This is a genomic window from Microbacterium testaceum (assembly GCF_006539145.1).
In the GTDB taxonomy this organism is placed as follows: domain Bacteria; phylum Actinomycetota; class Actinomycetes; order Actinomycetales; family Microbacteriaceae; genus Microbacterium; species Microbacterium testaceum.
This window is the reverse complement of the sequence record NZ_BJML01000007.1, coordinates 200,692-224,728: the sequence shown is the minus strand read 5'-3', so window position 1 is coordinate 224,728 and position 24,037 is coordinate 200,692. Positions and strand designations below refer to the sequence as shown.

The window sequence follows — 24,037 nt, the reverse complement described above, 5'->3', positions numbered from 1 at the left end:
GGCGCGGCGGCGGGGCGGGCGCGGGGCGGCGCGGGCGCGGCGCGGGCGCGGCGCGGGCGCGGGGGCGGCGCGGGGCGGGGCCGCGCGGGGGCGGGGCCGCGCGGGGGCGGGGCAGGGCGTTCGGGGCGGGGCCGCGCGGGGGCGGGGCACGGCGTGCGGGGCGGGAACGGCGAACGCCCCGCCGGCCGGAGCCGAGCGAGGCGTTCGCGAAGACGCGGGGGCGTCAGATCATCTTGGTGACCTGGTCGAACGACAGCTCGACCGGGGTCTCGCGCTCGAAGAGCGACACGAGCACCGTGAGCTTGCCGCTCTCGGGCTTGATCTCGCTGATCGTGCCGGGCAGACCCGCGAACGAGCCTTCCTTGATGGTGATCGTCTCGCCGGTCTCGAAGTCGACCTCGGCGGGGATGACACGGGCCGTGGTGGCCGAGCCCTTGGCGGCGGCACCCTTGACGGGGGCGGCCTCCTTGACCTCGACGAGGCTCTTCAGCATGTTGAAGGCTTCTTCGAAGCGCAGCGGGGTCGGGTTGTGGGCGTTGCCCACGAAGCCGGTGACACCGGGGGTGTGGCGAACGACCGACCAAGTGTCTTCGTTGAGGTCCATGCGCACCAGCACGTAGCCGGGGATGCGCACGCGGTTGACCATCTTGCGCTGGCCGTTCTTGATCTCGACGACGTCCTCCATGGGGACCTCGACCTGGTAGATGTCGTCCTCGACCTCGAGCGTCGACTTGCGCTGCTCGATGTTGGCCTTCACCTTGCGCTCGAAGCCGGCATAGGAGTGGATGACGAACCACTTACCGGGGAGCGAGCGCAGCTCGGTGCGGAACGCCTCGTACGGGTCGGCGTCTTCGTCGGACTCGGTGCTGTCGACATCGGCGGGCGACTCGGCAGCCTCGGCTTCGTCGATCTCGCTCGAGGCGGCGGCGACCTCGTCGACGAAGTCCTCGTCGAGCACGGGAGCGTCGGGCTCGCCGTTGACGTCGGGACCGTCGTAGGGGGTGACCTCGTCGGCGGCCTCGGCAGCCTCTTCCGCCTGCTCCTCCGCGAGGGAGTCGTTGAGGACCTCGGCGGCGGCCTCGGCCTCGCTGGTCTCGTCGATCTCGAGAGCGTCGTTCACGATCGCGTCCGCCTCCGGGTCGGTGATGTCGATGTCGCCGAGATCGGCGTCGTCGGTGTCGGTCTCGTCGTCGACGATGTGGACCGCGGCGTGCTCGGCCGAGTCGGAGGCGCGCTCCTGGGACTCGAGCACGTTGCCCTCCTGGGCTTCGTCGTCCTCGCTGGACTGCTCGGCGGCCGTCGCCCAGTCGGCGTCGTCGACATATCTTTCAGACACTGTGATCTCTTCCGTTCAGAGGCGGCCGCTCTCGGCGCCGCGCGTCCGTCCAGACGCCGGTCAGGCGCCGGCGGTACCGGGGACGCCGAAGACGGCGGTGGTGATCCACACGAACAGCACGTCGAGGCCGTAGACGATCGCCATCATGACGACGACGAACCCGAGGACGACGGCGGTGAACTTGATCAGCTCCTGCCGCGTCGGCGTGACGACCTTGCGCAGTTCTGCGAAGACCTGACGAATGAACAGGGCGATCCGCGCGAAGAAGTTGAGCTTCTTCTCGCGGGGCGCGCCGCGCTCGGCGACGATCTCGCCCTTCGCCTCGTCCTGCGTCATCGAACCACCTAGGTCTGTTGTCTGTGCCAGCGTGCGCTGTGCGCAGGGCGGACAGGAATCGAACCTGCAACCTGCGGTTTTGGAGACCGCTGCTCTGCCAATTGAGCTACCGCCCTAAGATCCCGAGGGATCCAGGATGCGAAATCCACGCGCTTCCGCCTGGAATCTCCCGGGGGAGGGATGCCACGCGCCCGGGGGCACGGCGAAAGAATGCAGATTTCGACTGCACTGCAAGTGTACGGCATCGGGCGGACCGCCGACGAACGGAGCCCCCCGGCAGTCTCACGGCGAGCGCTCGTGGATAGGCTGGGAAACGGTCGCCACCTTGGCCCCCGACTCATCGGCGACCGGTGAGAGTTCAGGAGCATCCCGATGAGTTCGCACGCGCCCGCCCAGCACTTCCAGGTCGATCTGCGCGGCGTCATCGACCTGTTGAGCCGCCACATCTACTCCGGTCCCCGCGTGTTCCTGCGCGAGCTCCTGCAGAACGCCGTCGACGCGATCGCCGCGCGTCGAGAGGTCGACGGCGGCGGCGGTCGCGTCCGGATCACCCCGATCAGCGCGTCATCCGATGAGTTCGTCCTCCGCGACGACGGGGTGGGCCTGACACTCGACGACGTGGCGGATCTGCTCGGGACGGTGGGCCGCAGCTCCAAGCGCGATGTGTTCGATCTGCCGCGCTCCGACTTCCTCGGGCAGTTCGGCATCGGCATGCTCTCGTGCTTCATGGTGTGCGACGACATCGTCATCCGCTCCCGCAGCGCCCGTGGCTCCGCGCCCGTGCAGTGGAGGGGGCGCACGGACGGGACCTTCGAGGTCGGCGCCGCCCCCGACGACACCCCGGTGGGGACGAGCGTGCACCTGCGCCCGCGCGGCGACAGCCGCGCGCTGTTGAGCACCGCTACCGTCATCGAGCTGGCCGAGACCTTCGGGCGTTTCCTCCCGATCTCGGTGAGCGTCGACCTCCCCGCCGGCGGCGAGACGACCATCACCGCCGCTCCCCCGTTCCTCGGCGATGACCGCGAGGAACAGGCGGCGTACGGGCGCGAACTGCTGGGCGCGGAACCGCTCGCGATCATCCCGCTCGCCGTCCCCGCCACTCAGACACGCGGCCTGGCCTTCGTGCTGCCGTTCGCCCCGGCATCCACCGCTCGTCAGAGCACGCGGGTGTACCTGCAGCGCATGCTGCTCACCGAACGCGCCGAGGATCTCCTCCCGGACTGGGCGTTCTTCGTCCGAGCGGTGGTCGACTCGGCGGGACTGCACCCGACGGCGAGCCGCGAGGCGCTCGTGGCGGACGACGCGCTCGAGCAGACCCGGACGGAACTGGGGGATGCCATCCGCCGGTGGATTCTCGACCTCGCGCTCAGCGATCCCCTCCGCCTGGCGCAGGTCGTGAGCGTGCACGAGGTCGCGCTGAAGTCGCTGGTCCGCCACGACGACGAGCTGGCGCGGTTCATCGTGCCCTGGCTGTCGGTCGAGACGAACGTCGGACGCCTCCGCATCGACGACCTCGTCGGGCGCTCCTCCCCCGTCCGGTTCGCCGAGTCCGTCGAGGCGTTCCGACAGGTCGCGAGTGTCTCCCCGGCCGGCTCGATCCTCGTCAACGGCGGCTATCTCTACGACGACGAACTCATCCGGATGCTTCCCGAGGTCATGCCCGACGTGCGCGTCGAAGCCGTCGACGTCGTCGACGAGATCGACCGTCTCGACCCGCCTCCATGGGATCAGCGCGCGCTCGCCCTCGCCTTCGAGGAACGCGCTCGTGATGCCCTGGGCGCCGTCGAGGTGGTGGCACGCGCTTTCGAGCGCGCGGAGACGCCCGCCCTCTTCGTCGCCGACCCCGACGTGCTGCGCGCACTCGACCGCGGGCGCGCGCGCAGCGCGGGAGGATCACTCTGGGCCGGAGTGCTGGATCGTGCCGAGCGCGCCGGTGCGCGGCCGCTCGACCAGGCACACGACAGGCCCGCCTCGCGTCTGTGCGTGAACTGGACGAACCCGACCGTGCAACGCCTCGCGCATGCCCCCGAGGGGCGGGCTTTCGCCGCGGGCGTGCAGGTGCTCTACGTGCAGGCGCTGCTCGCCGGTCACCATCCCCTCGGAGGGGGAGACCGGGCGCTGATGTCGTCGGCCCTCGCCGATCTGATCGAGCTCGCAGCCTCTTCCCCCGACCCCCTCACGAAAGGACCCGAATGACCGCCGCCGCCGAGAGCATCCGCGCTCTGTTCGACGAGATCGACCGGACGCCATGGGGTCCCCGGGAGCGCGCCCTCGTGGCCGAGGCCGTGGCCCGCGCGCAAGAGAGCGGTGACGCGCGCCTCGAGTACGAGGCACGCCTGCGTCAGACCTCGAGCGCCAACATGATCGGCGACACCGATCTCATGCTGACCTCTTTCGCGTGGTGCCTCGCGCAGCACGACGCCGATCCCGAACGTTTCCCCGCCGAGCTGGAGCCGGCCGGCGATCTGCTCTGGCAGTACAAGTGGATGGCCGGTGCCCTGCGCGGCTCGCCCGAGTTCTCGAGCGAGCAGATCGACGCCGTTCTCGATGACATGGAAGAGCACTACCACCGCGCCGGCGTCGGGCCGAGCGGTGCGATGATGGCGCGATTCGAGGACGCGTGGGCGGCCGGCCGCATCGACGAGGCCGCTGCTCTCCGCGAACGCCTCGAGGCGACACCGCGTGACGAATACAGCCACTGCGACGCCTGCGTCCGCAGCCAGTTCGCCGGGTTCTTCGCCGAGACAGGGCGCGAGGACGAGACCATCCGCCTCGTCGAAGAGATGGTCGAGGGCGGCTTCACGTGCGGCGAGGAGCCCGAACGCGCTCTCGCTCTCGCACTTCTGCCCCTGTTGCGAGCGGGCCGCCTGGATCAGGCCCGCGCGTTCCATCTGCGCAGCTACCGGCTGGCGAGGGAGAACCCCGACAACCTCACGATCATCGCCGACAACGTGGTCTTCTGCGCGCTGACCGGCAACGAGGCACGCGCCCTGAGCCTCGTCGAGAAGCACCTGCGGTGGTTGGCCCACGACGGTCTCAACGCCGAGGCGCACCAAGAGGCCTTCGCCGCCTTCGCGCTGGCTCTCGACGCCGTGACCCGCGCCGGCCACGGAGACACCCCCGTACGGGGATCGGATGCCGCCGAGCTCGCGCCGCTGCTCGGTGGGCGCGAGGCGATGCTGGCGGCATCCGAGCTGGCCTCCCTGTGCTGGGCACGGGCCGACGAGATCGCGGCGGCATTCGATCGACGCAACGGCAACGACGCGCACGCACGCCGACTGGAGCGCACGCGAGCGCTCGAGCGAGAGCACTACGACGTCCCGCTGTCGTCGTCGGGTTTCTCCGCCCCGGCCGCCGCCCCTCGTGAGCGGAACCTCGCCGAACGCATCGAGCGCGCCCAGGTGCTCGCCGCCGTCGGCACCCCGACCGCGATCGACGCCCTCGCCGACGTGCTCGACGACGCCGACGCCGCCGATCGCGTGACCCTGACCTTCGCGCTCCTGCGCGCGCTCGTCGCCGAAGCACGCCACGGCGACGCTGCAGCCGTGCTCGAGGCGCGCGTGGAGGCTCTGCGCGCGCTCGGACGAGACGATCGTGCCGACATCGAGGCCGAACGTGGCCCTGCCCTGTTCGGTGTCGACGACGAGGTCGCTCGCCGGACACTCGATGCTCACCCCGACGCTCCCGCTGACTTGACGGCTCACCTGCTGACGGTCATCGCCTTCCGCCACCTCGTCGAGAATCGGCTCGACGATGCCCTCGACGCGAGTCGCCGCGCCCGGGATCTGTACGCGCGGGAGGGCGATATCGAGCGCACGCACGCCCTGACTCATCTCGAGGCGGATGTGCGACGAGCGGCAGACGAGCCCGAGCGGGCGCTCGAGGTGCTCGACGCGCTGCTGTCCGAGGACACGGTCGCCCCGGGGCGACGCGTGCGACTGCTGATGGATCGGGCGACGATCCAGGATGCGCTGGGCGAGCCCCGGAGGGGTGCCGACGATGCCGACGAGGCCGCGCGACTGCTCCTGGTCTGGGACGTCGACGACCACGCCGTCGCGAGCGCCCTGTCGTTGGGCGCGCAGCTCGCGGAACGCGCGGGCGAGAACGACCGAGCCGTCGCCGGCTACCGGGTCGCCCTGCAGCGCCTCGAGGCCACGGGTGAGCCGACCACCGGGCTTCTCTACGGGCTGGGCCGCGCCCTCCTGGCTGCCGGCGCCCCGCACGAGGCGATCGAGGTGATCGACGACGTACTCGAACGGGAGACGGCGGCGAACGAGGCACCGGGGTCGCGGGCCATCACGGTGGGGCTGCTCGCTCGAGCCTTCGAGCACGCCGAGGAATGGGGCAACGCCCTGCGCGCGTGGGAGATCACGGCCGACCTGCACGTCGAGGCCGAGGAGCCGGCCCGCCGCGCATCGGCACTCGTGGCCCGTGCGCACCTGCTCGGTCGGCTCGGCGAAGAGGACGAAGCGGTCGAGACGTTGACGACGGCGGTCGCGGCCGCGCGAACCGACCCCGACAATCGCGGCATGCTCGCCGATGCCCTGCACTCCCTCGCCCAGGCCAAGGCCCAACGCGGGGACGACGACGCCCTCGCGATGCTGGACGAGGCGCTCGAGATCGGTCGGGCCGACGAGGCGGGGTGGCTCGTGGCCGACCTCCTCGACACGCGCGCGCGGATCCTCGGCGGCACCGGTCGCATCGACGAAGCGGTCGCCAACGCGCTCCAGGCGGCCGACGGATTCCTCGCCGCCGGGGGCGCGCCGCAGGCGGGAGCGTCGGAACTCCTCGCGGCCCGGATCCTGCGGGATACGGAACGCATCGAAGAGGCCGCCGCGGTGCTGCGCTCGGCTCACGAACACGCCGAGGGACAGGAGCAGCTGCGCCAGGCGATCGCCATCGACCTCGGCGACGCCCTCGAGGCGCTCGGCCGCCACGGCGAGGCGGCGGAGGTGCGCAGCACACTGCGCAGCTGACGGGGTCCTCACGAACGACGACGGCGGCACCCCTCCGGGTGCCGCCGTCGTCGTTCGTGAGGTCAGGCCGTACGGATGAGCTTCTTGTTGACGAACTCGTCGGCCGCCAGCAGGCCCATCTCGCGCGAGGTGCCGCTGCGCTTGACCCCGCCGAACGGCAACTCGGGCGAGTCGGCGAGCACGATGTTGACGTAGACCATGCCGGCCTCGATCCGATCGGCGATGCGCTGAGCCTGCTCGGCATCCGTCGTGAAGACGTAAGAGCCGAGACCGTAGCCGGTGTCGTTCGCGAGATCGACGGCCTCGTCCTCGCTCGAGACGCGGTAGACGGTGCCGACCGGGCCGAAGAACTCCTCGCCGTAGGCGTCCATCTCGCGCGTGACACCCGTGAGCACGGTGCCCGGGTAGAACGCGCCGTCACGGGTGCCGCCGACCTCGACCGTGGCGCCCTGCGCGACCGCGCGCTGCACCTGCTCGTCGAGACGCTCGGCCGCAGCCAGCGACGAGAGGGGGCCGAGGACCGTGTCGTCGGCGAACGGGTCGCCCACCTTGGCCTCGCCGAGCGCAGCCGAGAACTTCTCGAGGAACGCGTCGTAGAGCTCGTCGATCACGATGAAGCGCTTGGCGCCGTTGCAGGACTGACCGTTGTTGTCGAGACGGGCGTCGACGGCTGACTGCACCGCCGCATCCAGATCCTCCGTGGAGAGCAGGATGAACGGGTCGGATCCGCCGAGCTCGAGCGCGACCTTCTTGAGGTTGCGACCGGCGATCTCCGCCACCGCCGCCCCCGCACGCTCGGACCCCGTCACCGACACGCCCTGCACGCGGCGGTCGGCGATGACGGTCGCCGCCTGGTCGTTGGTGACGCGGATGTTCACGTACGCCCCCTCGGGCAGGCCCGCGTCGCGGTAGATCGCCTGCAACGCCTCGGCCGATTCGGGGCACTGGGGCGCGTGCTTGAGAAGGATCGTGTTGCCGACGGCGAGGTTCGGGGCGGCGAAACGGGCGACCTGGTAGTACGGGAAGTTCCACGGCATGATGCCGAGCAGCACCCCCAGCGGAGAGCGGCGGATCACCGCCGTACCCTCGCCCAGGATGTCGAGCGGGCTGTCGCCGGTGATCTTGTCGATGTTGTCGGCGTAGTACTCGGTGATGTCGGCGGCGAAGTCCACCTCGCCGAGCGCCGCCTCGAGGGGCTTGCCCATCTCGCGGACGATGATCGCGGCGAGGTCGTCGCGGCGCTCGCGGTGCAGCTGGGCGACGCGGCGCAGGCCCTCGGCACGCTCGGCCGGGGCGGTGCGCGACCACACGCGGTATCCGTCGTGGGCGGAGGCGATCGCTGCTTCGACTCGGGAGTCGCTCAGCGTGTCGTACTCGGCGAGGGTCTCACCGGTCGCGGGATTGACGACGGCGTAGTCGCTCATGGTGCTCCTTTTCGTTTCGTTGTCAGGACGTGATGCGGCGGCGGGCGCTGGCGGGGGCTTGTCGACCCAGGGTCTCACCGCGGAAGAAGCCCGGGCTCGCCACGCGCTGGGCGATCATGAGAACGAGTCCGACCACGATGATCACCACGGTGATCACGAACACGAGACCCACGCCGCCGATCTCGGAACCCGAGCCGTAGTCGGGGCTCGCGCTGTCGATGAGGGTGGTCACGAAAAGCACCGCGAGGATCAGCCCGCCGACGAGGGGAGCGAGCAGCGTCAGGAAGACGTTGCGCACCGAATCGAACCATTGCCTGCGGAAGTACCAGACGCACGCGAAGGCGGTCAGGCCGTAGTAGAAGCAGATCATCGCGCCCAGGGCGGTGATGGTGTCGGTGAGCACGTTCTCGCTCAGCACCCGCATGACGGCGTAGAACGCCGACGCGACGATCGCCGAGGCGACGGTGGCGTAGCCCGGGGTGAAGAAACGGGGACTGACCCTCGCGAATTTCTTGGGCAAAGCGTCGTAGTGGGCCATGGCCAGGAGCGTGCGCGCGGGCCCCACGAAGGTCGCCTGCAGCGAGGATGCCGAGCTGGTGAGCACCGCGAGCGAGACGAGGAACGCGAGGGGTCCCAGAATCGGGCCCGACAGGTGGAAGAACACGTTCTCCTGGATGTCCTCGTTGCCCAGGCCCAACTCCCCCGTGCCGTTGCCCGCGAACATGAGCAGCGCGACGGCGATCAGCAGGTACAGCGCGACGATCAGGAACACGGTGACGGTCGCCGCACGACCCGGCGTCTTGTCGGGATCCTTCGTCTCCTCGTTCATCGTGAGGATGACGTCCCACCCCCAGAAGATGAAGATCGACAGCGAGAGCCCGGCGGCGAACGCACTGAAGGACGAGACCTCGAAGGGGTTGAACCACGACGCCTGCACGGGACTCGCGTCGAAGGCGTTGCCGTTCATCATCTCGACGACGGCCGCGCCCGCGAAAATCAGCAGAACGAGGATCTGGAAACCGACCAGGCCGTACTGCAGGCGCTGGGTGGTCTGCAGGTCGCGGTACGACACGATCGTGGCCAACAGCATGAAGATCAGGCAGACGGCCACGTTGATCGGGACCACACGGGTGAGCTCGGCGATCTCGGCGTTTCCGGTGAGCTGCGCGATCAGCAGGAACAGGAAGTCCACGGCGATACCGGCCAGGTTCGACAGCACGATGACGGTGGCGGCGATCAGGCCCCAGCCCGCCATCCACCCCACCCACGGCCCGAAGGCGCGGGCTGCCCAGGTGAAGGAGGTGCCGGCATCCGGCATTCGCGAGTTCAGTTCGCGATAGCCGAGGGCGACGAGGAGCATCGGGATGAAACCGACGAGGATGATCGCGGGCACCTGGAAGCCCACGGCCGACACGGTCGGGCCGAGGGCTCCGGTCAACGTGTACGCGGGGGCGATCGTCGAGATGCCGATGACGACGGCGCCGATCATGCCGATCGAGCCGACCCGCAGTCCCTTGTTCGAGATGCCGGTGGTGACGGCGCTGTCCGGTGCCGGACTCGCCTCGTTGCGAGAACTGGTCATGAGGAGGCCTCCGAGGTGCGCGGCACCACGATCATGGGGACGGGAAGGGCGCGGAGGATGCGCCCCGCGGTGGAGCCGAGGAACAGACGGCGGGGCTGCGCGAGACGGCTCGAGCCCACGAGGGCCACCTCGCCCGGCTGCCAGTCGATGCGCGAGACGGCGTCTTCGATGTCGGAGCCCGCACCGACGACGGCCTCGACCTCGATCTCAGCGGGAAGCGCCGTGCGGGCGGCGTCGAGCACGCTCTCGGCGTGCGCGTGACCGGTCAATCTCGTCAGGGACGCATCGACGCGGCCGGGCAGGTCCACGCCCGCGAGCGAGAGGAGCCGCAGGGGCGCTTTCGCCCGACCGGAGAGGGATGCCGCGGCGTCGAGCAGGACCTCGGCTCCGGGGCGCGTGCCGATCGCGGCGGTGACGCGCGGCAGCCCGACAGCCGGGTCGACCTCGCGCGCTCCCTCGGGGGCGAGCGCGACGGGGACGGGCGCGGAGTGGACGAGCTCTTCGGCGGTGGTGCCGAGGCGATGACGGCCGCGGGATCCGCCCCCGCCGGTGCCGACGACGATGACTCCGGCGTCGAACTCCTCGGCCGCCGCCACGAGTCCGTCCGACACCGCCTGGGCGAAGCGGACGTGACCGCGGATACCGGGGTAGGGCGCGACGGCCTCGCGCAGCCAGCCGCGGGCGGTGTCCTGCACGAGGCGCTCGTAGCCGACATCCGTCGGGATCGACACGTTGTTCTCGGCCGAGGGCAGTACGACGACCGCGTGCACGGGGGCGTCGAGAGCGGCACCCAGCCGTGCGCCGAGCGCGAGGGCGTCGGCTCCCGCATCGGTGGCGGTGTAGCCGACCACCACGCGACGGGCGGTCACCCGCGCGTCCGCTCGAGGATCTCCTCGGCCGCACGGCGCCCCTGGCGGATCGCTCCGTCGACGTGCTGGAACCCGGCACCGGCCATGTCGCTGCACGCGAGGTGGATCGCGCCGACGGGCTCGCGGAGGTCGGCCCCGTAGCGGTGCAGACCGCCCATGTCGAAGCTCGCGGCGTACGCCCCGCGGGTCCACTCCTCGGTGCCCCAGTCGCTCTCGTAGTACACGACGGGGTTCTTCGCCTCGGGACCGTAGTAGTGCGACAGCGACTCGAGGATGCGCTCCTTGCGCTCCTCGGCGCTGAGGCGGAACAGGTCGTCGGCGTTGTGGTCCGAGACGAAACCCACGAGGGTCCCGCGCTCGTCGCCGTGGTTGGTGTTGTCGTACGCCTCGTGCGCGAGCTCGTAGGGGCTGAAGGCGGTGCCGGACAGACCCTTCTCGCGCCAGAACGGGGTCTCGTACACGGCGTGGACCTTGATGACGAAGCCCATCGAGATGTGCTGATGCATCTGGTGCTGCAGGCGCGGGAGGGGGGGCTCGAACGAGATGCGCGAGTACAGCACCGGCGCGAGCGCCAGGATCGCGAAGCGGGCGCGGACCGTGACGCCGTCGGCGATCACGGTGACCCCCGCCGAGGAGGTCTTCGCGGCCTCGACGCGGGCGGTCAGCGCGCGCAAGTCGTCGACCCGCTGGCCCGTCGCCGAATCGGCGGGGCGCTCGGGCGTCGCGACGGCGTCGCCCCAGATGATGCGGCGCACCGGCTGGTTCAGCAGCACGTCGTCGCCGAGGCGCTCGGCGAGCAGCTCGGGAACCTGCTGCAGACCCCCCGCGACGCGCTTGTCGAGGATGAAGTCGGCGTCGACAAGATTCGAGTACGAGCCCGCGGATGCCGCCATGTGCAGCGACTGCAGCAGCGAGAACGTGTGCGTGGGCTTGGTCAGCATCGCCGAGCCCGTGGCGAACGCAAGGTTGCGGACGGCCTCGTCGTCGTCGGTCTGCTCGCGCAGCCAGGCGTCCCACGAGATCCTGTCCCACTCGGCGGCCCGCGGGTGCGCCCACGGCCGGTCGGGGTCGATCTCGGCGACCATGGCGTCGAGGCGCGCGGTCACCTCGTCGATGACCTTCTCGGTCTCGGGCGCGACGGGGAACATCTCTCCGGTGAAGCGCTTCGTCTCGCCGTCGGGGCCGACGTAGACGCTGTCGCCCTCGCGGTAGCGGCTGTAGGTCGACAGCCCCAGGTCGGCGACGGTGTCGATGAGCGCCGTCTGGTCGGGCGACACCCACTGTCCGCCCAGCTCGAGCATCGCTCCGTCGATCACATCGGTCCACAGGCGCCCGCCGACGCGGTCGCGCGCCTCGAGCACCGTGACCGAGAGACCGGCCTTGCGCAGGTCGTTGGCGGCGGTGAGGCCGGCGGCGCCGGCTCCGATGACGACCACGTCTCGGGTGATCTCGTCCATGAAAGCGTCCTTACTTGTCGTGCGGAGTCGAAGGTATGGCCCCGACGGCGGCGGAGTTCGGGTCGACACCGCCGCCGGGACGTTCGTCAGTTGCGGGCGAGGGCGGCCGCGACCACGTCGAGACCCTCGTTGAGGAGTTCGTCGCCGATCGTCAGCGGCGGGAGGAAGCGGATGACGTTGCCGTAGGTGCCGCAGGTGAGCACGATGACGCCTTCGGCGATCGCGGTCTTCGCCACGGACGCGGTGAGGGCAGCGTCGGGCGCACCCGTGGTGGGGTCGACGAACTCGGCGGCGATCATCGCGCCGTGTCCGCGCACGTCGCCGATGCGCGGGTCGGCCTTCTGCAGCTCACGCAGGCGCCCCTTCAGAAGCTCCCCGATCTGCTGGGCGCGCTCGACCAGGCCCTCGTTCTCGAAAGCGTCGATCGAGGCCAGCGCCGCGGCGCACGCGATCGGGTTACCGCCGTAGGTGCCGCCGAGTCCGCCCGTGTGGGTGGCATCCATGATGTCGGCGCGGCCCGTGACGGCCGCGAGCGGCAGGCCGGCGGCGATGCCTTTGGCGGTGGTGACCAGGTCGGGGACGATGCCGAAGAGCTCGCTCGCGAACATCGCGCCGGTGCGCGCGAAGCCCGACTGCACCTCGTCGGCGATGAAGACGACGCCGTTGGCGCGGCACCAGTCGACGATCGCGTTGAGGAAGCCGTCGGCGGGGACGATGAAACCGCCCTCGCCCTGGATCGGCTCGATGATGACGGCGGCGAGGTTGTCGGCGCCGACCTGCTTCTCGATCAGCGAGATCGCCTTGGCCGCGGCGTCCGGGCCCGACAATCCGTCACGGAAGGGGTAGGACAGCGGCGCACGGTAGACCTCCGCCGCGAAAGGACCGAAGCCGCTCTTGTACGGCATGTTCTTCGCCGTGAGCGCCATCGTCAGGTTGGTGCGACCGTGGTAGGCGTGGTCGAAGGCGACGACGGCCTGGCGTCCGGTGAACTTGCGGGCGATCTTCACCGCGTTCTCGACGGCCTCGGCGCCCGAGTTGAACAGGGCGCTCTTCTTCTCGTGGTCGCCCGGCGTGAGGCGGTTGAGAGCCTCGGCCACCGCGACGTACGAGTCGTACGGCGAGATCATGAAGCACGTGTGGGTGAAGGCCGCGACCTGCTCCTGGACGGCCTTGACCACGGCGGGGTGGGCGTTGCCGACGCTGGTGACGGCGATGCCCGAGCCGAGATCGATGAGCGAGTTGCCGTCGGCGTCGACGACCACTCCCCCACCCGCGGCGACGGCCTGGATGGGCACGGTATGACCGACACCGGATGCCACGGCGACGGCCTTGCGGTCCAGCAGCTCCTGCGAGCGCGGGCCGGGGATGGCGGTGACGAGGCGGCGCTCCTGGGCGAGGGACGGACCGCCGACGAGGGGAAGGGTGTCGAGGCTCATGGCGCGATGCTACGGACGCCGTCACGAGACATGCACTCTCCTCCATGTACAGTCACAGGCACCGTCGTATACGAGTCGTACAGGAGCTGCCATGGTCGACACCGCCGTCGCCCCGCCGAGTCTGCGGGCCCTCCTCGCCCGCCGCGACCTGCACCTGCGCCTGGTGACCGGTGAGGACGAACTGTCACCGGGGAGCATCGACCGCCCGGTGAGATGGGTGCACTCCAGCGACCTCGTCGATCCCACGCCGTTCCTCAGCGAGGGCCTCGTGCTGCTGACGACGGGGACGCAGTTCGTCGACACGGCCGACTACACGGCGTACGTGGATCGGCTCGTCGCCCGGGGCGTGCGGGCGCTCGGCTTCGGTACCGAAGTGGTGCGCGACGGCATCCCGGCGGGACTCGCCGCGGCTTGCCTCACCGCGGGGATGCCGCTGTTCGAAGTGCCCTACCGCACGCCCTTCATCGCGGTGGCCCGGGCCGGCGCCGAGGCGATCGCCGCCGACGCCTACGCCCGCCGCAGTTGGTCGCTCGCCGCTCAACGCGCCGTCTCTCTGGCGGCCCTCCGCCCCGACGGGCTGACCGCCACCCTGGCAGAGCTGTCGAGGCAGCTCGACTGCTGGGTCGGGCTGTTCGACGCGGCCGGGGCCCTGCGCACCGCGTACCCCGCCGGTTCCCTCGCCACCCCGGCGGTCGACGCGGTGACGACGGAGGTGACCACGATGCTCCGCCGCGGGACGCGAGCGGCATCCAGCCTGCGGGTCGCGGGATCCGCCGTGAGCCTGCAGACCCTCGGGCGGGGCGGGCACCTGCGCGGAGCCCTCGCGATCGCCGACGACGACCTCGACCACGAGGCGCGCAGCGTCGTCACGGCCGTCGTGGCCATGGCCGCCCTCGCCCTCGAACAGCAGGACGGGCTGAGCCGGGCGATCGGTACGTTCCGCGCCGGGCTCGTGCAGTCGCTCGGCACCGACGATCCGACCCTCGCGCGGCGCGCGTCGCGCGACCTGTTCGGCCCCCTCCCCTCGGCCCCGGTGCTCGTCGCCCTGACCCCTGGCACGTCGTCGCGATCCGCCGCCCTCGGCGAGTGGCTCGAGATGCGTGCCCAAGAGGGGCGCGGCGAGATGTTCTTCGGCCGCGGGGACGACGGACTCGTCATCGTCGTGCCCACCGCGGGACGCGCCCTGCTGGACGAAATAGCCGACCGCTTCGAGATCGTCGTCGGGTGCTCCGCCCCCACCGGATACGACGCGTTCTCGAGCGCCCTCACGCAGGCGCGTACGGCGCGCGAGCGGCTCTCGGCGCCCGGGGTCGCCGACTTCGCCGACACGGCGCGCGCGGGGCTGCTCGCCGCCCTCGGTTCCGAGGCCGCACGCAGTGTCGCGGCGGGCGCGCTCACTCCCCTGCGCGCCCACGATGAGGCACAGGGATCCGCGCTGCTCGAGACTCTCGACGCCTGGCTCGCCCACGATTGCTCGCACGAGGCCACCGCCCAGGCCCTCGGCATCCATCGCCACACCGTTCGCGCGCGCATCGGTCAGGCGGAGCGCGTGCTGGGCCGCGACCTGTCGTCGTTCGCCGCGCGGGCGGAGATCTGGACCGCACTGCGGCTCGCGGAGTAGCGGGGCCGGGCCCGGGCCGTCGGGCGGAGTCCGTGCCCGACACGCCGGGCGCCGGCATGCCGAGTCGGCGTGTCGGCCGCATGACGGCACGGACGAACCCCGCAGCGGAACGGGGTGTCGCAGGACCGGGCCCCGGAACCTCAGCCGGCGTCGCCGAGGTTGTCGGACAGGATCTCGAGCACGCGCTCGCGGGCGAGGTCGGCGTCGCCCGCCCGGGCGCGAGCGACGGCGTCGACGAACGCCTCGGCGAAGACCGCGTGGGCGATGCGGGAGGTGTGCTCGAGCTCGTCGCGGAAGGTCCCGCCCGAGGCGAGGACGAGCGACAGATCGGCGCGCTCGGTCAACGGCGAGGCGACGAACGAGGTCAGGGCGATCACGCGCGCTCCGGCCGCCCGTGCCGCCGAAGCCGCCCGCAGGCTCGCCTCGTTGGCGCCCGAACCGCTGATCACCACGCACACGTCGTCGGGCGACAGGTGGCGCGCGGCGATCTGCTGACCGATCGGGTCGCCGAGAGTCTCGGCCGGGCGCCCCACGGCGGTCAGGCGCATCGCGAGGTCGGTCGCGACCGGGGCGGACAGGCCGCTCGCGACGACGAGCAGGCGCCGGGCGGTCACCACCGCTTCTACCGCGGCGTCGACCCCGTCGGCATCCAGCAGGCCCGTGGCGGTGCGCAGGTCGTCGGCGATGCGATCGATCGACGAACGGATGCCGCCGAGGGCGCCGTCCTGGGCGACCGGGGGCACCGCGCGACGGCCACGTTCGGCCGCGAGCGCCACGCGCAGTTGCGGATAGCCGCGGTACCCGAAGGTCTGGCAGGCGCGCACCACCGTGGATCGCCCCACCCCCACGCGATCGGCGATCTGCTGGGCGGTGAGTTCGATCACGGCATCCGGATCGTCGACGATGAGATCGGCGACGCGACGCTCGCTCGGCTGGAGGGAATTGCGGACGGCCGCGATGCGGGCGGTCACGGGGACCTCAGCGGACACGCGGACCCTCCATGATGCGGCGGCGGATGCGGCCCGAGACCGCGTCGATCGCGACGGTGACGACGACCACGACGATCAGGAGCATCCCGACCGTCGACCACTCACGGTACTGGGTGTACGAGGTGAGCATGTCGCCGATTCCGCCGACCCCGATCAAGCCGAGGACGGCCGACGCACGCACGTTGATCTCGAAGCGGTACAACCAGAACGACAGGAACGTCGGCGACGCCTGGGGCCACACGCCCCAGCGGAGCACCTGGGCGGTGGAACCGCCGGCCGCGCGGGCGGCCTCGATGGGGCCCGGCGCGACGTTCTCGACGGCCTCGTAGCCCCACTTGCCGAGCGTTCCGACACCGCCGATCGCGAGCGCGAGCGCGCCGGTGAGCGGGGTGAGTCCCGTGACCGACAGGATGATGATCGCGAACACGAGCTCGGGGACCGCCCGCACGAGCGAGAAGACGAAGCGCAGCACCGCGCGCACGGGCGCCGGTCCGAAGCCGCGCGCCGAGATCAGCGAGAGCGGGGTGGCGATCAGGATGCCGAGCACCGTGCCGATCCACGCCATCTCGACGCTGCGCCAGGTCTGCCACAGAGCCTCGGGGAGCTTCGACCAGTTCGGGGAGCCGAACATGAGCCCCAGGTAGCGCGCGATCTCGGCGGGCAGCTCGCCGAGCCGCGACCACGCGATGTCGGCGGACCAGAACCCGACGATCACGATGACGCTGACGACGACCCACGACAGGGTGCGCAGGGGGCGCCGGCGGCGGGGCGGCACGACGAGCGCGGCGGGGCGTGCGGGGGCGAGGGCGGTCATACGAGCCTCCGGCGGATCGCGTCACTGACGGTGTCGAGCACGACGACGATCACGAGGATCTCGACGATGATGAGCGAAAGCTGGTCGTAGCGGTAGAAGGTGCGGACGGCGTCGATGAGCAGGCCGATACCGCCCGCGCCGACGAGCCCCAGCACGGTGGACGCGCGCACGTTCAGTTCGAAGACGTAGAGCGTCTGCGACACGAAGGCGGGCCAGGTGTCGGGCAGGGCGATCGCGCGGTTGATCTGCGTCTGCGTCGCGCCCGCGGCGCGGCCGGCCTCGAGGGGGCCGAGGTCGGTCGCGTCGATCGACTCGGAGACGAGTTTGACGATGATGCCGACGTTGAACAGCACCAGCGCCAGGATGCCGGGAAGAGCCCCCACCCCGACCATGGCGACGAGCACCGCCGCGTAGACGAGCTCGGGAACGGCACGGACGACGTTCAGGATGCCGCGCACCGCCGCCCGCGTCGGGGTGAAGGGGTTCGTGGGCCGGGCCGCCCAGAAGCTCACCGGCAGAGAGATCGCGGCACCCACCGCGGTGCCGATGACCGCCATCTGCAGCGTCTCGAGGATCGGACCGACGGTGCGCGGAAAGAACGACCAGTCGGGGGTGAGCAGTTCGCCGACACGCAGCGCGCCCTGCTGCCAGTTGCGCGCGATCGCGGCGACGTCGAGGCCCACCCCGACCACGGGCAGGCACATGAAGACGGTCACCGCGACGACGACGCTCGCGGCGGTCCACGGCATCCATCGCCCCTTCGGACGCGGCGGAACGGTCAGCACCGTCATCGCTCGAGCCTGTCGGCTGCGGTCACTGAGCGGCCGTAAATCTGCGCGAAGTCGTCATCGGTGGCGGATGCCGCGGGGCCGTCGTACACGATCTCTCCGGCGCGCATGCCGATCATGCGCGTGCCGTACTCGCGGGCGAGATCCAGCAGGTGCAGGTTGACGAGGACCGTGATGCCGAGGTCCTCGTTGATGCGACGGAGGTCGTCCATGACGCCGCGGGCCGTGGGCGGGTCGAGGCTCGCGACCGGTTCGTCGGCGAGGACGATGCGCGGCTGCTGCGTCAGCGCGCGGGCGATGGCCACACGCTGCTGTTGCCCGCCGGAGAGGGCCGACGCGCGGTCCCAGACCTTGGGCAGGAGGCCCACGCGGTCGAGGGCCTCGAACGCCAGGCGACGGTCGCCCTCGCGGTAGGCGCCGAAGAGCGTGCGCCAGAGGGGGGTGTGAGCCAGACGACCGACGAGCACGTTGTTGAGCACCGTGGTGCGCCCGGCCAGGTTGAAGCTCTGGAACACCATGCCGATGTGTCCGCGGAGTTCGCGCAGTCGACGACCCGAAGCGCCGTCGACGCGGCGACCGCCCACTTCGACGATGCCGGAGGTCGCGGGCACGAGGCCGTTGATCGTGCGGATCAGAGTCGATTTACCGGACCCCGAGAGCCCCACCACGGCGATGAGTTCTCCCGGCGCGATGTCGAGCGAGACGTTCTTGAGCCCCACCGTGCCGTTGGGATAGCGCACCGAGACGCCGTCGAGGCGGATGCCCCAGGGCGCCGAGGCCAGAGCCTCGACGCCCGGGGTGAGCGTTCCGGTGGTCACTGGAGCCCGAGCTGCTGAGCGGCGCGGGCGACCACGTCGAGCGACGAGGGGTCGGCCGGGGCGAGCTTGGTGATCGAGTACACGGCCTTGAGTGCGGCGGAGCCCTCGTCGGTCGCGGAGTAGTCGGCGAGCGCCGTCGAGATCTTCTGCTGCAGCTCGGGCGAGAGGTCCTTCGACACGGCCACCCCGTCGTTCGGGATCTCGTTGGTCAGGCCGAAGACGACGACCTTCTGGCCCACGTCGGACTTGTCCTTCTTCACCAGGGTGCGGGCGTCCCAGAAGCTGAAGCCGACCTCGGCGTCGCCGTTGTAGACCGCGAGCACCGAGGCGTCGTTGGCCGTGACGGGCACCTTCTGGAAGCCGCTGTCGATGTCGACGCCAGCCTCTTTCAGCGCGAGCATCGGGTAGATGTAGCCGGCGGGCGAACCGGGCCCGAGCACGGCGACCTTGGCGCCGGCGATCTTCGAGATGCTGTCGAGACCCGCGGGGCCCTGCAGGGCGTCGGCACCGTTGCAGAACGACATGCCGTCGCGCTCCACGACCGGGGTCTCGCAGTACTTGTCGGGGTTGTTCGTCATGAACTGGCCCGGGTAGGTGATGTTGCCGTTGCGCTCGGTCTGCAGCACGACCGAGGCGCCGTAGCGGTCGTTCGCCTGCCACAGCTGCAGCGAGGGGAGGAAGCCGATCTGCGCCTGGCCCGCCCCCATCGCCTCGACGGCGGCCTGGTAGTCCTTCGACACGACCCCGGTGACCGGGATGCCGAGCTTCTCGGTGAGCATGTCGGTGAGGGGCTTCGCGGTGTCGACGAGGTTCGCCTGGTCCTGCGAGGGAACGAGCGCGAGCACGAGCGAGCTCGGGTCGGCGGCGGGACCGGAGGCGGCGCCCGCGGTTCCGGAGCAACCGGCCAGGGCGATCGAGGCGAGGGCGGCGGTGGCGAAGGCCGCGGCGAGACGGGTGCGACGAGTGTTCATGATTCCTCTGCGGTTCGGGTGGGATTCAGGCGTGAGAAGGGAGGTGTGCGGCGGGGGGAACGTCGACGTGGGCGGCGTCGACCCACGCGGCGAGTGCGGGCAGCAGCTCGTCGAGGGTGTCGGCGCGGAAGGTGGGAGCGGCGGCGGCATCGGCGTATCCGCCGACGAGAGCGGTGTCGAGACCACGGGCGTGGGCGGGGGCGAGGTCGTTGCGCCAGACGTCGCCGACCGCGAGCACGCAGATGCCGTCGTCGAGGTCGTCGAGCAGGGTCTCGAGCCCTGCGGGCTTGGAAGCGTCGGTGACGATGCGGTCGAACAAGCCGTCCAGGCCCATCGCGGCGAGCGCCTCGTCGAGGCGGGTGGCGGGGGCGTTCGTGACGAGGAGCCGCTCGGCATCCACGTCTGCGAGGAAATCCGCGAGGCCGCGAGCCGTCGACACCGGCGCGTCGACACTGCCGAGCTGCGTGCGACTGAGGGCGTACGCCGACGCCAGGTCGTCGTCGTCGACGCCGGCCTCGAGGGCCACGCGACGGACGGCGTCGTAGCCGTCGATGACGTCGTCCGTCGGGGCGGCGAGGTGGGCGGCGACGGCCGAGACGAAGTCGTCGGCGGATGCCGTGTGCACGGCGACCGCGCGGGCGTAGGCCAGCAGCGGGCCGTCGCCGACGGCGACGGTGCCGTCGAAGTCGAAAATGAGAACGGGGCGGGGCACGGGGAGACTCCTGTCGTGGACGTTGCGTCCATGTTGCACCTCAAATGTGGACGCAATGTCCACGCCGTGTAAACGCTGGATGAACGGCACCTGTGCGCCCCCGCTCCGGCTCTAGCGTGGAGCGGTGACCTCCTCCGCCGCCCTCGACGCCGCCGCCGCCCGGGCCCTGTCCGACCCCGCCGCCGCGATCTCGTCTCTGCCGTGGCTCTCGACCGCGCTCGCCGACGACGCCGCCGCGGGACGCTTCGCCGCGTGGGGTCGCTCGAGCGTGATCGACGAGAACGTCGCAGCCGCGGTCCTCGCTCGCCCCCTCTTCGACGAGCTGCACGCGCGGGCGGGGCTCGAGGCCTCGTGGCCGGTGGGGAACGCCGGTGTGCTGCACGTGTACGGCTACCTTCTCTCGACCACGCCGACCCCCTACGGCCTCAAGCGCGAGCGGTGGCTGACGGGCGAACTCGAACGCGCGTGCGGGCTCGACGCCGGGGCGTTCGTACCCTGGGTCGGCACGCAGACGCTCCTGTCACGCGCCACCGCGGCCGCGTCCGTGTTGCTGGCCCGTCCGGATGCCCTCACCGAGGAGGCCGAGGGCCGCACCGCGCGCATCGCGCTCGGCGCCCCGCTTCCCGAGGGCACCGCGGCTCTGGCCTACGCCGTCGACGGACTCCTCGTCACGATGTTCCCGGTGGCCGATCCCGCGGCATTGCGGGCGGGCCTGGGCGCCCCGCGGCTGCGGTGGAACGCGGTCTGAGCCGAACGGTCGCGGACCGTCCCGCGGAATCCAGGCCGGATGCGCCGCGACACGGCATCCCGAACCGGCGCGTCATCCCCGACCTCCGCCCGAGGGAACACCCCCCGGCGAGGGCGGACGGGGCTCAGCAGCCGCAGCTCCCCCGAACCAGCACGCGCGGCTCGAACACGACGTCGAAGGTTTTGCCCCTCGGCGGCGAACCGGCCGTTCCGGCGAGGATCCGCGCGGCCGCGCGTCCCATGGCCTCCATGGGCTGGCGGACCGTCGTCAGCGGCGGAGTGGTCAGGCGCGAGCCGAGCGTGCCATCGAACCCGGTGACGATCACGTCGTCCGGCACCCGTACCCCCTCGGCCGCCAGGACGTCGAGAAGGGTGAAAGCGTTCTGGTCGGTCGCGCAGACGAAGGCGCGCGGCATACGCCCCCCGGCCAGGAGCGCGCGCACCTGCGGCACGAGCTCGTCCTCGCCGCGCACGGTCGCGTCGATGGAATCGAGACGGGGGCGGATGCCGCGGGCCTCGAGCTCCGCGATCATCGCGTCACGACGCTCCACCGCATCCGTCGCCTCGAGGCGTCCGACGAAGGCGATGTCGGTCGCGGCGTGCTCCTCGACGAGGTGGGCGACGAGGTCGCGCATCCCTCGCGCATTGTCGACCCGCACGCGGTGATGGGGATCGTCGGCCGGGGCGGCGCTGAAGAGCACGATCGGAATGCTCGGAGTGTGTCGAGCCAGGGTCGGCGCGGTCTGCGGGGACGGGAAGATCGCCAGCCCGTCGACACGACCCACGGTGTCGGCGACCGAGACATCGGCATCCGATCCGCTGCTGAGCATGACCGGTCGCCCGAGCGCCCAGCACTCCAGTTCGAATCCCCGCTGGACCTCGTCGACGTACAACGGAAAGGCGCGGGGATCGGACAGCACGTCGTCGTCGGTCTGGTCCCAGGCGATCACGCCCCCGGCATCGAGCGCCGGCGACTGCATCCCGCTGAGCGGCTGCGCCCGCGGGTCGGCCCGCTCGAGCAGCAGGTCGAAGGCGTGCAGGCCGAGGATGCCGGTGCGTCCGCGCGCGAGCCCGCGGGCGGCGCCGCTGGGCGCATATCCCAGCCGCCGAGCGGCATCGAGCACCCTCTCGCGAGTCGCCTCGCTGAGCTTGTCGGGACGGCGGAAGGCGAACGACACCGACGCGATCGAGACGCTCGCCTCCTGCGCGACGTCGTAGACGGTCGGTCGACGCGTCGTCTGCTCCTCCGGCATCGGATCGGCCCTACCCCTCCTGCAGCGCGACGAGCTCCTCGAGCTCCAGCCCGTGGTGCACGGGGAAGACGGGATCGCCGCTGTCCGACGGTACATCCTCGCGCGAGGAACGCACGGCATCCATCGACCGGGGGATCTCGATCGGCAGCCGACCGCGCGGGGCGACGCGCCCCGTGAGGGCATCGAGCACCGCCGCCGACGAACTGCCGTAATCGGCGACGATCGCCGCGGCATGGCCCACGAACGGCGTGAGGATCGCGGGGCGGTCGAGGTTCACCACGATCACGAGGGGGCAGGACGCCGCGATCCGGTTCAACCGGTACACCAGACCCGGCGCGAACTCGAGCGAGCCCTGGTGGAACCAGGCCTCGAGGAAGAGATCGTCGCGGGGCTCGAACGGCGCACCGATGCGGACCAGGGCGAGATCGGCCTCGGCGGGGTCGGACACCACGCGTCCGAGCTCGGCCACGTCGTCGGCGCGGAAGCCCTCGACATAGACGCTCCCGGTGGGGCGGAGAGGCAGAGTCGACCCCTCGTTCACCAGCACGGTGAGCGAACGCGCCTGCGCCCGCTCGCCGAGGGCCCGGAATTCGGGATTGCCCACGAGGCGCTCGGCCGCGTCGACGTCGACGTAGGGATCGTCGAAGAGTCCGAGCTGGAACTTCACCCGCAGCAGGCGCCGCACCGACGCGTCGAGACGCTCCTCGGACACCCGGCCCGAGCGGACGAGATCCACGAGCATCTCGACGCATTCCTCTCCGCCGAACTGGTCGCTGCCGGCATCCAGGATCTTCTCCATGCGCTCGACGGCGGTGAGGTGTTCGACGCCCCAGGCTCGGGCGGGGAGCACCTGGTCGCCGACATGGTTGTCGTTGACGAGTTCCCAGTCGGTCACCACGACGCCGTCGTAGCCGAGCTGCTCGCGGAGCAGGCCCGTCACGATCTGCCGGTTGTACCCGAAACCGACCTCCTCGATCGGCTCCCCGTCGACCTCGAGACCGACGGGCATGCCGTAGTACGGCATCATGCCCGCCGTCCCCCGGCGGATCGCCTCGCGGAACGGCTCGAGGTGATAGTCGAACATGCCGCCGGGATACACCTGCTCGCGCCCGTAGGGGAAGTGCGCATCCTCGCCAGCGAGCTGCGGGCCACCGCCCGGGAAGTGCTTCGTCGTGCAGGCGACGCTGTCGGGTCCGAGCTCATCGCCCTGGAAACCCCGCAGATACGCCGCGGTGAATGCGGTGACCCGGTCGGCATCCTGACCGAGGGTCTGCGCCTGTCGACCCCACCGCGGTTCGGTGGCGAGGTCGATCTGCGGGTGGAGGGCCGCACGGATGCCGACGGCGACGTACTCGCGCCGCGCGACCTCGGCGAACCCGCGCACGGTGTCGACGTCGTCGAGCGCGGCGAGGCCCAGACCCTCGGGCCACTGCGAGAAGGGACCTGCCGAGAAGGCGACGCCCGTGTTCTCGACGAACGCGTGCCGCGGGTCGGTGCTGATCGTGACCGGGATGCCGTGGGGCGTCGTCTCGGCGAGCGCCTGGAGGTTGTTGTTCCAGGTCGCCGCCTGGCGTGCGGTACGGATCGCGTGCACGTTGAAGTGGTTCATGTTCTTGTGCACCACGACCGTGGTCGTCGGGGACTTCGAGATCTTGCCCGGCGTTTCGAGCAGCTCGCCCTCGTCGCCGACCTCGATGACGGTCTGGAACATCAGACCGGCCTTCTCCTCGAGGCTGAGGCGGTGAAGGAGGTCGTCGGTGCGCTCGTCGACGCTGAGCGTGGGGTTCTCGTACGGGTCCATCACACCGTTGCCGTTGAGATCGCGGAAGCGCGTTCCGTCGGGTGCGGTGAGGAAGCGGGCGGAGGTCATGGGGGGTCCTTTCGGGGCCGCCGGTGCAGGCGCGGGCG

At 71.0% G+C, this 24,037-nt stretch carries 19 protein-coding genes and 1 tRNA gene; 4 read left to right on the top strand and 16 right to left on the bottom strand.

The features are described from left to right. Nucleotides 1-223 precede the first annotated feature (223 nt). From nusG to MTE01_RS11915, 3 genes are all read right to left on the bottom strand, one after another. A complete protein-coding gene (gene nusG, locus MTE01_RS11925) occupies nucleotides 224-1,336 on the bottom strand; it encodes a transcription termination/antitermination protein NusG (RefSeq protein ID WP_141377699.1) in 1,113 nt (370 codons plus the stop codon). 60 nt (nucleotides 1,337-1,396) lie between these two features. Then, complete coding sequence (gene secE, locus MTE01_RS11920) at nucleotides 1,397-1,672, bottom strand: preprotein translocase subunit SecE (RefSeq protein ID WP_056230372.1); 276 nt, start codon at nucleotides 1,670-1,672, stop codon at nucleotides 1,397-1,399. A gap of 43 nt (nucleotides 1,673-1,715) precedes the next feature. Then, nucleotides 1,716-1,788 (bottom strand) — tRNA-Trp (locus tag MTE01_RS11915). Nucleotides 1,789-2,044: 256 nt separating this feature from the next. Here MTE01_RS11915 and MTE01_RS11910 point away from each other — a divergent pair. Next, nucleotides 2,045-3,868: an HSP90 family protein gene (locus MTE01_RS11910; RefSeq protein WP_141377697.1), complete on the top strand. Its 1,824-nt coding sequence runs from the start codon at nucleotides 2,045-2,047 to the stop codon at nucleotides 3,866-3,868. Further along, on the top strand, nucleotides 3,865-6,648 hold the full coding sequence (locus MTE01_RS11905) for a tetratricopeptide repeat protein (RefSeq protein WP_116239223.1): 2,784 nt from the start codon (nucleotides 3,865-3,867) through the stop codon (nucleotides 6,646-6,648). The genes MTE01_RS11910 and MTE01_RS11905 overlap by 4 nt, the downstream gene beginning before the upstream one ends. A 62-nt stretch (nucleotides 6,649-6,710) precedes the next feature. Here the strand turns inward: MTE01_RS11905 and MTE01_RS11900 are convergent, their stop codons facing one another. From MTE01_RS11900 to gabT, 5 genes are all read right to left on the bottom strand, one after another. Continuing rightward, nucleotides 6,711-8,072 (bottom strand): NAD-dependent succinate-semialdehyde dehydrogenase, encoded by a 1,362-nt coding sequence (locus MTE01_RS11900; protein WP_141377695.1) that lies wholly within the window; start codon nucleotides 8,070-8,072, stop codon nucleotides 6,711-6,713. A gap of 22 nt (nucleotides 8,073-8,094) precedes the next feature. Further along, nucleotides 8,095-9,654, bottom strand: a complete 1,560-nt coding sequence (locus tag MTE01_RS11895; protein WP_141377692.1) for an APC family permease — start codon at nucleotides 9,652-9,654, stop codon at nucleotides 8,095-8,097. Continuing rightward, nucleotides 9,651-10,523: a universal stress protein gene (locus MTE01_RS11890; protein WP_141377690.1), complete on the bottom strand. Its 873-nt coding sequence runs from the start codon at nucleotides 10,521-10,523 to the stop codon at nucleotides 9,651-9,653. The genes MTE01_RS11895 and MTE01_RS11890 overlap by 4 nt, the downstream gene beginning before the upstream one ends. Continuing rightward, nucleotides 10,520-11,980, bottom strand: coding sequence for a flavin monoamine oxidase family protein (locus MTE01_RS11885; protein ID WP_103205961.1), 1,461 nt, complete (start codon nucleotides 11,978-11,980; stop codon nucleotides 10,520-10,522). The genes MTE01_RS11890 and MTE01_RS11885 overlap by 4 nt, the downstream gene beginning before the upstream one ends. Before the next feature lie 86 nt (nucleotides 11,981-12,066). Beyond that, nucleotides 12,067-13,416 carry a 4-aminobutyrate--2-oxoglutarate transaminase gene (gene gabT / locus MTE01_RS11880; protein WP_141377688.1) on the bottom strand — a complete coding sequence of 450 codons (1,350 nt, stop codon included), beginning with the start codon at nucleotides 13,414-13,416 and terminating at the stop codon, nucleotides 12,067-12,069. A gap of 91 nt (nucleotides 13,417-13,507) precedes the next feature. On the opposite strand from gabT, the gene MTE01_RS11875 reads away from it, so the two are divergent. Further along, a complete protein-coding gene (locus tag MTE01_RS11875; protein ID WP_141377686.1) occupies nucleotides 13,508-15,037 on the top strand; it encodes a PucR family transcriptional regulator in 1,530 nt (509 codons plus the stop codon). A gap of 140 nt (nucleotides 15,038-15,177) precedes the next feature. On the opposite strand, the gene MTE01_RS11870 is transcribed toward MTE01_RS11875, so the two are convergent. The 6 genes from MTE01_RS11870 to MTE01_RS11845 are packed head-to-tail and all read right to left on the bottom strand — an operon-like array spanning nucleotide 15,178 to nucleotide 20,129. Further along, on the bottom strand, nucleotides 15,178-16,026 hold the full coding sequence (locus tag MTE01_RS11870; protein ID WP_103205958.1) for a MurR/RpiR family transcriptional regulator: 849 nt from the start codon (nucleotides 16,024-16,026) through the stop codon (nucleotides 15,178-15,180). Continuing rightward, complete coding sequence (phnE, locus tag MTE01_RS11865) at nucleotides 16,016-16,840, bottom strand: phosphonate ABC transporter, permease protein PhnE (RefSeq protein WP_141377683.1); 825 nt, start codon at nucleotides 16,838-16,840, stop codon at nucleotides 16,016-16,018. Before phnE (MTE01_RS11865) ends, MTE01_RS11870 begins: the two co-directional genes overlap by 11 nt. Continuing rightward, on the bottom strand, nucleotides 16,837-17,631 hold the full coding sequence (gene phnE, locus MTE01_RS11860) for a phosphonate ABC transporter, permease protein PhnE (RefSeq protein ID WP_141377681.1): 795 nt from the start codon (nucleotides 17,629-17,631) through the stop codon (nucleotides 16,837-16,839). Before phnE (MTE01_RS11860) ends, phnE (MTE01_RS11865) begins: the two co-directional genes overlap by 4 nt. Further along, nucleotides 17,628-18,446, bottom strand: a complete 819-nt coding sequence (gene phnC, locus MTE01_RS11855) for a phosphonate ABC transporter ATP-binding protein (RefSeq protein WP_103205955.1) — start codon at nucleotides 18,444-18,446, stop codon at nucleotides 17,628-17,630. Before phnC ends, phnE (MTE01_RS11860) begins: the two co-directional genes overlap by 4 nt. Further along, the gene (locus tag MTE01_RS11850) at nucleotides 18,443-19,417 is read right to left on the bottom strand and encodes a phosphate/phosphite/phosphonate ABC transporter substrate-binding protein (protein WP_103205954.1); all 975 of its coding nucleotides are present in this window, start codon (nucleotides 19,415-19,417) and stop codon (nucleotides 18,443-18,445) included. Before MTE01_RS11850 ends, phnC begins: the two co-directional genes overlap by 4 nt. A 25-nt stretch (nucleotides 19,418-19,442) precedes the next feature. Further along, a complete protein-coding gene (locus MTE01_RS11845; RefSeq protein WP_141377679.1) occupies nucleotides 19,443-20,129 on the bottom strand; it encodes an HAD family hydrolase in 687 nt (228 codons plus the stop codon). Between the two features lie 124 nt (nucleotides 20,130-20,253). Between MTE01_RS11845 and MTE01_RS11840 the strand changes: the two genes are divergently transcribed. Next, nucleotides 20,254-20,877, top strand: a complete 624-nt coding sequence (locus tag MTE01_RS11840; protein WP_141377677.1) for an amino acid deaminase — start codon at nucleotides 20,254-20,256, stop codon at nucleotides 20,875-20,877. A gap of 124 nt (nucleotides 20,878-21,001) precedes the next feature. On the opposite strand, the gene MTE01_RS11835 is transcribed toward MTE01_RS11840, so the two are convergent. Next, complete coding sequence (locus MTE01_RS11835; protein WP_141377675.1) at nucleotides 21,002-22,129, bottom strand: LacI family DNA-binding transcriptional regulator; 1,128 nt, start codon at nucleotides 22,127-22,129, stop codon at nucleotides 21,002-21,004. Between the two features lie 10 nt (nucleotides 22,130-22,139). After that, nucleotides 22,140-23,999, bottom strand: coding sequence for a glycoside hydrolase family 3 protein (locus MTE01_RS11830; protein ID WP_141377673.1), 1,860 nt, complete (start codon nucleotides 23,997-23,999; stop codon nucleotides 22,140-22,142). Nucleotides 24,000-24,037 lie beyond the last annotated feature (38 nt).

Bases quoted from the DNA above. Each gene is read 5' to 3' on its own strand.
- secE (WP_056230372.1), bottom strand. From the start codon at position 1,672: ATGACGCAGGACGAGGCGAAGGGCGAGATCGTCGCCGAGCGCGGCGCG.
- MTE01_RS11910 (WP_141377697.1), top strand. From the start codon at position 2,045: ATGAGTTCGCACGCGCCCGCCCAGCACTTCCAGGTCGATCTGCGCGGC.
- MTE01_RS11905 (WP_116239223.1), top strand. From the start codon at position 3,865: ATGACCGCCGCCGCCGAGAGCATCCGCGCTCTGTTCGACGAGATCGAC.
- MTE01_RS11900 (WP_141377695.1), bottom strand. From the start codon at position 8,072: ATGAGCGACTACGCCGTCGTCAATCCCGCGACCGGTGAGACCCTCGCC.
- MTE01_RS11895 (WP_141377692.1), bottom strand. From the start codon at position 9,654: ATGACCAGTTCTCGCAACGAGGCGAGTCCGGCACCGGACAGCGCCGTC.
- MTE01_RS11885 (WP_103205961.1), bottom strand. From the start codon at position 11,980: ATGGACGAGATCACCCGAGACGTGGTCGTCATCGGAGCCGGCGCCGCC.
- gabT (WP_141377688.1), bottom strand. From the start codon at position 13,416: ATGAGCCTCGACACCCTTCCCCTCGTCGGCGGTCCGTCCCTCGCCCAG.
- MTE01_RS11875 (WP_141377686.1), top strand. From the start codon at position 13,508: ATGGTCGACACCGCCGTCGCCCCGCCGAGTCTGCGGGCCCTCCTCGCC.
- phnE (WP_141377683.1), bottom strand. From the start codon at position 16,840: ATGACCGCCCTCGCCCCCGCACGCCCCGCCGCGCTCGTCGTGCCGCCC.
- phnE (WP_141377681.1), bottom strand. From the start codon at position 17,631: ATGACGGTGCTGACCGTTCCGCCGCGTCCGAAGGGGCGATGGATGCCG.
- MTE01_RS11850 (WP_103205954.1), bottom strand. From the start codon at position 19,417: ATGAACACTCGTCGCACCCGTCTCGCCGCGGCCTTCGCCACCGCCGCC.
- MTE01_RS11835 (WP_141377675.1), bottom strand. From the start codon at position 22,129: ATGCCGGAGGAGCAGACGACGCGTCGACCGACCGTCTACGACGTCGCG.
- MTE01_RS11830 (WP_141377673.1), bottom strand. From the start codon at position 23,999: ATGACCTCCGCCCGCTTCCTCACCGCACCCGACGGAACGCGCTTCCGC.